Below are 9078 nucleotides of genomic sequence, written 5' to 3' on the forward strand. Positions count from 1 at the left end.
CGGGTTTTGCGTCGCACCGGCGAAGCGAGGATCGGGTGCGGCTTTCAGCGGGCGTTGCCGGACTGGTAGCGCGCGGCGTATCGGGCGGCGGCTGCCGCGCGTTCCTCGGCGTGCAGGGCGTCTCGGGCGGCTTGCGCCGCTCCGGGCGGATAGCCGGCTTTGCGGATTCGACGCTCGACGGAGCCGTCGACGAACCACAGTGCGTACTGCAGCCCCACGAGCGCGCCGAGCAGTAACGCGGATAACCGGACCCACATCGGCCCGGGCACCAACAGCAGGATCGGGATCGACACCAGGCTGATCTGTACCGCGGCGCGGAGGAAATGCCGTAGCACCCACCGGTCGCGGGACGCGTCATGCAAGACCCACTCCCGGTAGCGGAGAGGTAGGCCGCCGCCGAGGGCGTACCACAGCCAGCGCAGCGGTCCTGGCCGTCGAGGTTTCACCAGTTCACGATAGTCGCTCGCGCCGCCGCCGTGCCCGGGTCACGCTTCACGCGACCGAGCGTCGCCGAGCGTGACCGCCAGCGCTCAGTCCTGCTCGGGGGCGGCCAGCGCGGCGCCGGCGACAGGGGGCCTGGTTGGGCTGGCGCGCGCCGCTGAGGGTGGGTTGTGTCCGCCGCCGGAGGGCGAGGATCTCCAGCACGTCGCCCGGTTGCTGGTCGCTCGAGTCGCGGCCGGCGAGCTCGCTGGTGGTCGCGTCGGCGCCGCCGTTGCCGCCGACCCATCGACCGGTGTGGCTACTGCGGGTTCGGATGCCGAGTTCCGCGAGACGCACGGGAAACACTGTTCGAGGACTTCGGGGTCAGCGACGCGGGAGTTGGTCATGTGGGTGTGGGTGACCGAGGCACCGGGGAATCCGTCACCGGCGCTGATGGTTCCTGGCGAGCGCGGTGGCCTGGTCCGCGACCGACACCGCGTGCTGGGCGAACCGCTCGTAGCGGCGGCCCACCACAGTCGCGTCGAGCGCCGCGGCCAACGGGGCCTGGGCGCACGCGGCGAACAACCGTCGCCGACACGACCGTACCTCGCTGTACGCCGCGTCTAGGCCCGCGAGCTCGGCAGGACCCCCGCCACGGAGGTGGCCTCCAACCCGGCCGCGACCGCCTGCAGGGTCCGCACGCAGGTGCGGCTCATCGAGGCGAGGACCGCCGTCACCGGATCATCGATGGGCGCTCGTCCCACCCGTGAGTGGGCGATATCGGCCCACCTGCCGGGCCAGATCCGCCAACTGCTCCAGGCCAGCGTTGGTGCGCGGCTCGGCCAGGACGGAGCGCCCGTGCGCCGGACTCGGTACCTCGGATTCGGTGAGCAGCGCATGCGCGTCGTGTACCAGGCCGTTTGTATGGTGCTTGAGGCCGACGTGGATCTCGGGCAGGGCGCGTTGGGCCGGCCGCAATGTGGTGGAGACCACCGGGGCACCACCCAGGAACGCCTCGGTTGCTTGTTCCAACGCGGTCGCGGTGAGCCGCGGCATCCGCGCTATCACACCCGCGCGGTCTGGCACGCCCACGCCGTTGCCTCCGTCGGCGTCCATGACCACTACCTGGCCCCACTACTCGCCGTTCGGGTTCACATGCCGGTGATCATGTAGTCGTCGAAGTCGTAGTGCATGCGGTTGCGCACCGCGATCACCCCGGCGGTCTCATGGGCCTCCCGAATGGCCTGCTCCGCGTGGCTACGCAGCCGCACCGCCCCGGTGAGCGTCACGACCCCGTCGGCGACCTCGACGTCGCAGCAGTCCGCCAGGTGGCGGCACTCAGCGAGCCGGCGCCACAGGTCGGCGTGGATCGCCGGATCGCCACGCCGGAACGGCCGCAGCAGGTGCTGGCGACACAGCAGTCCGATCAGCAACCCGGCATCGTCGACCACGCACAGTTGACGCACCTGGTGCGCCGCCAGCCGCCGCGCCGCGACACCCGCACCCGACCTCGCGCCGATCACGATGGGCGGGCCGGTCATCACGTCGGCGGCGGCGACACCGGAGGCCTTGTGCCAGCGGGCACGCCCCCGGCTCCCGGCAAGCAAAGACGGGCGATCGGCACCGGCCCGAAACTCCAGCTTGGCCATCAGGTCGGACTCGGTCACGACCCCGGCCGGTCTCCCATCCAGGTCGATGACGGGCAGTATGTCGGTGTCTTGGCAGATCATCGTGCCGACCATTTCTTTGAACGGGGTGGTGGGCACGACGGTGTGTACCTGACGGACCATCAGGTCAGCGACAGTCTGTTCGGCGGGCTCGCTCATGGTCGCCTCGCGCCTCGATCCTGTACCTTTCTTTCAGAGTTGCTAAGATTAGCAACTAGTGAAAGTGGCGACTATAGTGCGTGACTGATCGTGACTGATCGTGCGGCGCGGGGAGGGGTGTTGGGTGAGTCGCCCCTTGTATCAGTTGAAGGCGGAGTTCTTTAAGACTTTGGGCCATCCGGCGCGCATCCGGGTGTTGGAACTGTTGTCGCAGCGCGAGCACGCGGTGGCGGAGATGTTGCCGGAGGTGGGTATCGAGCCGGCGAACCTGTCGCAGCAGTTGGCGGTGCTGCGTCGGGCGGGGTTGGTGTCGACTCGTAAGTCCGGTTCGACGGTCTATTACTCGCTGATCAGCCCGCATGTCGCCGAGCTGCTCGCGGTGGCCAGGTTGATCTTGACCGGGGTGTTGTCGGGGCAGGTCGAGTTGTTGGAGGACCTGCGCACCCCGGTCGCCGCCGGCTCCACCGCCAGCACCACAGCCGGCCCTGGAAGCGGCCGTGACGCGCGGGATCGAGCCTCGCCCCGTTGAGCTCGCGGTCGCCCCGCTGATTGTTGGCTTGTTGCCCGGCGGGGCGGCCGCGTCCTTCGGGCCGTGGGTGAGCGATCAGTGGTGATCAGGGGCCAGCCGGAGATTGGGTCAGTGCCGGCTAGCGCTGGTGAGTGCCGGAGATGCCAGAGATATCGGTGAGTTCGAGTCGGTGTCGTTTCGGTGGGGAGTGTCGGATGTTGGTGGGTGCCTGAGGTGCTGGGCTTGTGGCGTTTGATCCATCGGGTCGGGCGGATAGCCGAACCAGCACGCCCCGCCCCCGCGGCCGGTGAGGTGGATCCGCCGGAGCGGGCTGTGGCGGCGGGGTTGGCGGGCTCGGTGCAGATCCGGCATGTGGATGCCGGGTCGTGCAATGGGTGTGAGGTGGAGATCGGTTCGGCGTTCGGGCCGGTGCACGACGCCGAACGCTATGGCGCTCGGTTGGTGGCTTCGCCGCGGCATGCGGATGCGCTGGTGGTGACCGGGCCGGTGACCCGGAACATGGCCGAGCCGTTGCGGCGCACCTACGAGGCGGTGCCGGGGCCGAAGGTAGTGGTCGCGGTGGGGGACTGCGCACGTAACTGTGGAGTGTTCGCCGGCGCGTACGGGGTCGTCGGGTCGGTCGCCGAGGTGGTGCCGGTGGATGTGGAGATCGCGGGTTGCCCGCCCCGGCCGGAGGCGATCGTGGCGGGGTTGCGGACGTTGACCGGCCGATGAACTTCGCCGCGCTGGGGTTGGCTGCGGCGGGCGTGCTCGGCCTGGTGAGCGCGGCCGCGGCGGTGTGGGTGCCCCGCCGGGCACGGTCGGGTGTGGTGGGGGTGGGGACCGCGCTGACGGGGGCTGCCGGGGTGCTCGCGGGGGTGGGTGCGGTGGCCGGACAGCCCGCGTCGATGACGCTGCCCGGCCTGCTGCCGCTGGCTGGCATCGCGGTCGCGGTGGATGGGTTGGGCGGGTTGTTCGTGGTGGTGACCGGTGTGGTGGGGGTGTGGGCCGGTGTGTATGCCACGGCCTACACGCGCGGGCACGGTGTGGACGGACGCGGCGCGTCAGCGGTGTTGCCGCTGTTCGTGCTGGCGATGCTGTTCGTGCCGGCGGCCAGTAGCGTCTCGACGCTGTTGGTGTGCTGGGAGCTGATGGCGCTCACCTCGCTGCTGTTGGTGGTGGCCGAGCACCGGCGGCGGGCCGAGGTGGCGCGGGCCGGGTTGTGGTACGCGGTGATGACCCACCTGGGTTTCCTCGCGGTGCTGGCCGGGCTGCTGGTGTTCACCGCGTACGCGGCCAACGACTCGTTCGCCGCGTTGCGGGAGGCCGCCGGCCGGCTGCCCGCCGGGGTGGGCACCGTCGTGTTCACCGCGACGCTGGCGGGATTCGCCTCCAAGGCGGGCATCGTGCCGCTGCACGCGTGGCTGCCCCGGGCGCACCCGGAGGCGCCGAGCCATGTGTCCGCGCTGATGTCCGCCGCGATGGTCAACCTCGGTGTGTATGGCATCCTGCGGGTCGGGTTCGACCTTCTCGGCGGTGCCGCCGGTGGCGGTGTGCGCGGCTGGTGGCTGCTGGTGCTGGGGTTGGGCGCCATCTCGGCGGTGTACGGCATCTTGCAGGCGGCGATGAGTACCGACCTCAAGAGGCTGCTCGGCCAGTCCACCACAGAGAACATGGGGCTGGTGCTGGTCGGGGTCGGCGCGGCGGGCCTGTTCGACACCGCTGGGCAGCCGGTGCTGGCCGGCCTGGCGCTCACCGCGGCGCTGCTGCACGTGATCAACCACGCGGCGTTCAAATCGGTGCTGTTTTTGGCCGCCGGGTCGGTACTGCGCGCCACCGGCACCCGCGACCTGGACGCGCTGGGTGGGTTGCGCGCCGGGATGCCGGTCACCACCGCGCTGTTCGGTCTGGGTGGGCTGGCCGCCTCGGCGTTGCCGCCGGGCACGGCATTCGTGTCGGAGTGGTTGTTGCTGCAGGCGCTGATCCACGGGCTGCCGGACGGGAGCGGTGGGGCCTCGACGGTGACCGCGGTCGTGATGCCGGTCGCGGTCGCCGCGGTCGCGCTGACCGCGGGCCTATCGGTCGCCACCTTCGTCAAGGCCTTCGGGGTCGGGTTCCTGGCCAAACCGCGCAGCGCCCGGGCCGAGCGGGCGCGCGAGTCCCCGATTGGCATGCTGGCCGGGATGGGGCTGGCCGCGCTCGCCTGTGTCGGCCTCGCCGTGTTGCCCGCGAGTGTGTTGCCGGTGGTGTCCGCCGCCACCGACACGGCGTTGGGTGGGCGAGGGGACACGGCGGCGGTTTCCGGGGTGGCGACGCTTCAGCTGACCGGGGTGACCGGGTCGTTGTCGCCGCTGCTGCTGGCCGTGGCGCTGGCGGTGGCTGGGGGCGTGGTGCTCGCCGCGACCCGGGCGGCGGTGACGGCTCGGCGCGCCGCGCGAAGCGGGCCGCGGCGTCGAGCCGCGCGGTTGTGGGACTGCGGTGGCGGGCCGCTGTCGGCGCGGATGGAGTACACCGCGACCTCGTTCGCGGAGCCGCTGCAGCGAGTGTTCGACAACGTGGTGGCCCCGGAGACGGACGTGAATGTCGATCACCACCAGGAGTCCCGCTACCTGGTGCGCACGGTGGAATACCGCCATCGCGTGCCCGACCGGATCGAACGACGCCTGTACGCCCCGGTGCTGGCCGCCGCGGCACGGTGGGGCGAGGCGGGGCGGGCGTTGGCCACCGGCAGCGTGCACCGCTATCTGGGCTACGGGTTCTACACAGTCTGCGGGGTGCTGCTGGTGTTGGCGGCGTTGCGGTGAGCGCGCTCGGGGTCGTGGGCGGGGTGACGCAACCGGTGCTGCTGGTGGCCGGGGCGCCGCTGCTGGTCGGGCTGATGCAGCAGGTGCGGGCCAGAATGGAGGGCCGGGTCGGGCCGGGGATCGGCCAGCCGTGGCGAGATACGCGCAAGCTGTTCGGCAAGGAGGCGATCACCCCGAAGGGCACCAGCGAGATGTTCCGGCTGGCCCCGCTGGTGTTGATGGCCACCGTGTTGGTGGTCGCGACGGCGGCCCCGTTCCTGGTGGTCGAGTCGCCGTTGGGGCCGGTGGCGGATCTGTTCGTGGTGGTGGCGCTGCTGGCGTTCGGCACCGCGACGCTGGCGCTGGCCGGGCTGGATACCGGTACCGCGTTCGGCGGGATGGGCGCGAGCCGGGAGATGACCATCATCGCGCTGGTCGAGCCGACCCTGCTGGTGGCGATCTTCGCGCTGTCCGTGCGGGTCGGGTCGACCAACCTGGCCGACATCGTCGCCGCGACCTTGCGCGACCCGGCGCGGGTGGTGTCCCCGGTGAGCCTGCTCGCCGCCGTGGCCCTGGCGGTGGTCGTGGTGGCGGAGACCGGGCGGTTGCCGGTGGACAACCCGTCCACCCACCTGGAGCTGACCATGGTCCACGAGGCCATGGTGCTGGAGTACGCCGGCCCGGACCTGGCGCTGGTGGAGTTGGCCTCGTCGATGCGGCTGGCGGTGTTCCTCGGGCTGCTCGCGAACCTGTTCCTGCCGTGGGGGATCGCCACCGAGACGAGCGCGGCGACGTTGCTGGTCGCCGTTGCCGCGCTGGTGATCAAGGTCAGTGTGCTGGGGGTGGTGCTGGCGGCGGCCGAGGTGTTCTGGGCGAAGCTGCGGCTGTTTCGGGTGCCGGAGTTGTTGGCCGGCTCGTTCCTGCTGGCGCTGCTGGCGGTCGCCGCTTCGTTCTTCCTGGCCTGAGAGGGGGCGGCGCGTGCTCGGCGAGCTGCTGTATGTGCAGCTGCTGGACCTGGCCTGCGGCGGATTGCTGTTGTGCGCGGTATTGGTGCTGTGGCGCCGCGAGCTCACGGTGATCATCCGGGTGTTTGCCGTGCAGGGCGCGGCGCTGGCCGCCCTGGTCGCGGTGCTGGCCGCCCACGAGGCGTCGGTGGAACTGGGGGTGGTGGCCCTCGGTGTGCTGGTGCTGCGGGCCGGTGTGCTGCCCTGGCTGCTGGCTCGTGCGCTGGGTGGGACGGGGGAGGCGCGGCGGGAGACCGATCCGCTGGTCAACGTCGCGGCCTCGCTGCTGGCCGCCGCCGTGCTCACCTTGCTGGCCTACGCGGTGTCCCACCCGCTGGTGGCGTTGGCTCCCTCCCCGGCCACCCAGGCCATCCCGGTCGGCATCACCGTGATCCTGATCGGGTTCTTCGTGCTGGTCACCCGCCGTCGCGCGCTGTCGCAGCTGGTCGGGTTCCTGCTGATGGACAACGGCGTCACCGCGGTCGGGTTCCTCACCACCGCCAACGTCGGCCTCGCGGTGGAGCTGGGGGTGTCGCTGGACGTGCTGCTCGCGGTGCTGGTACTGCAGCTGCTCACCACCCGTATGCGCGAGGCATTCGGCGATACCGACCTGGACGAGCTGCGGGAGCTGCGCGACTGATGAACACCCTCGTTCCGCTACTGATCTGGGCGCCGGTGCTGCTCCCGCTGCTCGGCGCGGCCGGCTACGCGCTGTGGGGCTGGCGCCCGTCCACCCGCTGGCTGGCCGCCAGCTGCTCGGCGTTGCTGCTGTGCGCCGCCGTCGCGCTCGCCGCCCTGGTGGCACGTACCGGCCCGCACACCGCGGCCGGCGGTGTGCTGCGGGTCGACGCGCTCTCGGCGTACATGCTGGTCGTGATCGGGACGATCGCGCTGCTCGCCACCGCCGCCACCCCCGCCTACCTCGCCGCCGAGATCACCGCCGAACGGGCCACCCCACGCGCCGCGGCCCTCCACAGCGTGCTGGTGGCGCTGTTCATCGCCGCGATGGCCGCCGCGCTGCTGGCCGCCGACCTCGGGCTGCTGTGGGTCGCCGTCGAGGCCACCACAATCTGCACCGCGTTCCTGGTCGGCCAGCGCCGAACCCGCGCGGCGGTGGAGGCGGCCTGGAAGTACGTGGTGATCTGCTCCACCGGGATCGCACTGGCGCTGCTCGGTGCGTTCCTGCTCAACCACGCCGCCACCCACGCCGGCCGGCCGGGCCTAAACCTGCGGAACCTGAACGACATCGCCACCGGCCTAGATCCCGGGGTGACCCGCATCGCCATCGCGCTGCTGATCCTCGGGTTCGGCACCAAGGTCGGCCTGGCCCCGCTGCACGCCTGGCTACCCGACGCGCACTCCCAAGCCCCCGCCCCGGTGTCCGCGTTGATGTCCGGGGTGCTGTTGTCGGTCGCGTTCTACGCCATCCTGCGGGTCAAACACCTCGCCGACGCCGCCCTCGGCCCCGGCTTCGCCCGGACACTGCTGCTGGTGATGTCGCTGGCCACGCTCGCGGTCGCGGCCACGCTGCTGCTCGCGCAGCGCGACTACAAACGGATGCTGGCCTACTCCAGCATGGAACACATGGGCCTGCTCGCCCTCGCCGCCGCCGTCGGCACCCGCCTCGCGGTCGCCGCGCTACTGCTGCACATGCTCGGCCACGGCCTGGCGAAAGCGGTGCTGTTCGTCGGCTCGGGCCGGATCCTGCAGCTGACCGGCACCAGCCAGATCCACCAGGTGCGCGGCCTGGCCGCCCGCGACCCCGTGCTGGCCGGCTGTGTCGGCCTCGGTGTGCTCGCCCTGCTCGGCTTCCCTCCGTTCAGCCTGTTCGCCAGCGAGCTGGGCATGTTCCGCGCCGGGTTCGCCGCCGGCCCCGGCTGGCTGATCGCGGCGGCGCTGCTGCTGGTGCTGGTCGTCACCGCCGCCCTGCTCGCCCACTGCGCGCACATGCTGCTCGGCAACCCCGCACACCAGCCCACCAAAACAGCAGCCGACACACGAGACACCACGACGGGAGCCAACGACACCGGAGCCACCGTCATATCCGCCACCGCCACGTCGGCCAGCACCACGTCGGCCACCGGCGGCACCAGCGCGACCGCGGTCGCCGTGCCGCCGGGCGAACGCAGCCCGTCGGGCACCATTGCCGTCCTCGCTGCCGGCCTGATCGCGTGCGCCGTCCTCGGGATCACGACAGGAGCACTCCAACAGTTGCTTTACCAGGCCGCGGACACGATCACGAGCACGCCATGATTGCCGCCAACCACCAGCGAACCGTGCTGTCCCTGACGCCCGCGCAGCTCGCGGGACGGGCCGATGACCTGCTCACCCAGGGTTTCCGGGTCGCGTTGGTAGCCGGGCACGACGACCGCGACCACACCGGCACGGGCGGCGGAGGGTTGCGGGCGGTGTACCTGTTCACCGCGCCCCGGCCGGACCGGCGAGTTGAGCTGCATGTGCGACTCGACCCCAGCCGGCCCGAAGTGCCGAGCTTGGCCGCCTTGTCCTTCCCCGCCGGCCGATTCGAACGCGAGATG

The 9078-nt window shown here is 71.4% G+C and carries 9 protein-coding genes and 2 pseudogenes; 7 read left to right on the forward strand and 4 right to left on the reverse strand.

The features are described 5' to 3' along the window. Nucleotides 1–44 precede the first annotated feature (44 nt). From ABEB12_RS07405 to ABEB12_RS07420, 4 genes are all read right to left on the reverse strand, one after another. The gene (locus tag ABEB12_RS07405; RefSeq protein WP_345702637.1) at nucleotides 45–446 is read right to left on the reverse strand and encodes a DUF5313 family protein; all 402 of its coding nucleotides are present in this window, start codon (nucleotides 444–446) and stop codon (nucleotides 45–47) included. Between the two features lie 415 nt (nucleotides 447–861). Further along, nucleotides 862–1005 carry a hypothetical protein gene (locus tag ABEB12_RS07410; RefSeq protein WP_221497712.1) on the reverse strand — a complete coding sequence of 48 codons (144 nt, stop codon included), beginning with the start codon at nucleotides 1003–1005 and terminating at the stop codon, nucleotides 862–864. Nucleotides 1006–1161: 156 nt separating this feature from the next. Then, a complete protein-coding gene (locus ABEB12_RS07415; protein ID WP_185061003.1) occupies nucleotides 1162–1536 on the reverse strand; it encodes a hypothetical protein in 375 nt (124 codons plus the stop codon). Between the two features lie 35 nt (nucleotides 1537–1571). Beyond that, on the reverse strand, nucleotides 1572–2246 hold the full coding sequence (locus ABEB12_RS07420) for a CBS domain-containing protein (RefSeq protein ID WP_185061004.1): 675 nt from the start codon (nucleotides 2244–2246) through the stop codon (nucleotides 1572–1574). Between the two features lie 124 nt (nucleotides 2247–2370). Here ABEB12_RS07420 and ABEB12_RS07425 point away from each other — a divergent pair. From ABEB12_RS07425 to ABEB12_RS07455, 7 genes and pseudogenes are all read left to right on the forward strand, one after another. Beyond that, nucleotides 2371–2691: pseudogene (locus tag ABEB12_RS07425) on the forward strand (ArsR/SmtB family transcription factor); the annotation flags it as partial. Between the two features lie 396 nt (nucleotides 2692–3087). Then, on the forward strand, nucleotides 3088–3489 hold the full coding sequence (locus tag ABEB12_RS07430) for an NADH-quinone oxidoreductase subunit B family protein (protein WP_345702639.1): 402 nt from the start codon (nucleotides 3088–3090) through the stop codon (nucleotides 3487–3489). Beyond that, the gene (locus ABEB12_RS07435; RefSeq protein WP_185061005.1) at nucleotides 3486–5558 is read left to right on the forward strand and encodes a proton-conducting transporter transmembrane domain-containing protein; all 2073 of its coding nucleotides are present in this window, start codon (nucleotides 3486–3488) and stop codon (nucleotides 5556–5558) included. Before ABEB12_RS07430 ends, ABEB12_RS07435 begins: the two co-directional genes overlap by 4 nt. After that, entirely contained in the window at nucleotides 5555–6502 is a 948-nt protein-coding gene (locus ABEB12_RS07440) for an NADH-quinone oxidoreductase subunit H (protein ID WP_185061006.1), read from the forward strand. The genes ABEB12_RS07435 and ABEB12_RS07440 overlap by 4 nt, the downstream gene beginning before the upstream one ends. Nucleotides 6503–6515: 13 nt before the next feature. Next, nucleotides 6516–7181: a hypothetical protein gene (locus ABEB12_RS07445; protein WP_185061007.1), complete on the forward strand. Its 666-nt coding sequence runs from the start codon at nucleotides 6516–6518 to the stop codon at nucleotides 7179–7181. Further along, entirely contained in the window at nucleotides 7181–8794 is a 1614-nt protein-coding gene (locus tag ABEB12_RS07450) for a proton-conducting transporter transmembrane domain-containing protein (RefSeq protein WP_185061008.1), read from the forward strand. Before ABEB12_RS07445 ends, ABEB12_RS07450 begins: the two co-directional genes overlap by 1 nt. Continuing rightward, nucleotides 8791–9078 (forward strand): annotated as a pseudogene (locus ABEB12_RS07455) (NADH-quinone oxidoreductase subunit C); the annotation flags it as partial. The gene ABEB12_RS07450 and the pseudogene ABEB12_RS07455, both read left to right, overlap by 4 nt.

This window comes from Actinospineispora eucalypti, assembly GCF_039543365.1.
Taxonomy (GTDB): Bacteria; Actinomycetota; Actinomycetes; order Mycobacteriales; family Pseudonocardiaceae; genus Pseudonocardia; species Pseudonocardia eucalypti.

Coding starts and splice junctions, on each gene's coding strand:
- ABEB12_RS07415 (WP_185061003.1), bottom strand. CDS start 1,536: ATGGACGCCGACGGAGGCAACGGCGTGGGCGTGCCAGACCGCGCGGGT.
- ABEB12_RS07450 (WP_185061008.1), top strand. CDS start 7,181: ATGAACACCCTCGTTCCGCTACTGATCTGGGCGCCGGTGCTGCTCCCG.
- ABEB12_RS07420 (WP_185061004.1), bottom strand. CDS start 2,246: ATGAGCGAGCCCGCCGAACAGACTGTCGCTGACCTGATGGTCCGTCAG.
- ABEB12_RS07435 (WP_185061005.1), top strand. CDS start 3,486: ATGAACTTCGCCGCGCTGGGGTTGGCTGCGGCGGGCGTGCTCGGCCTG.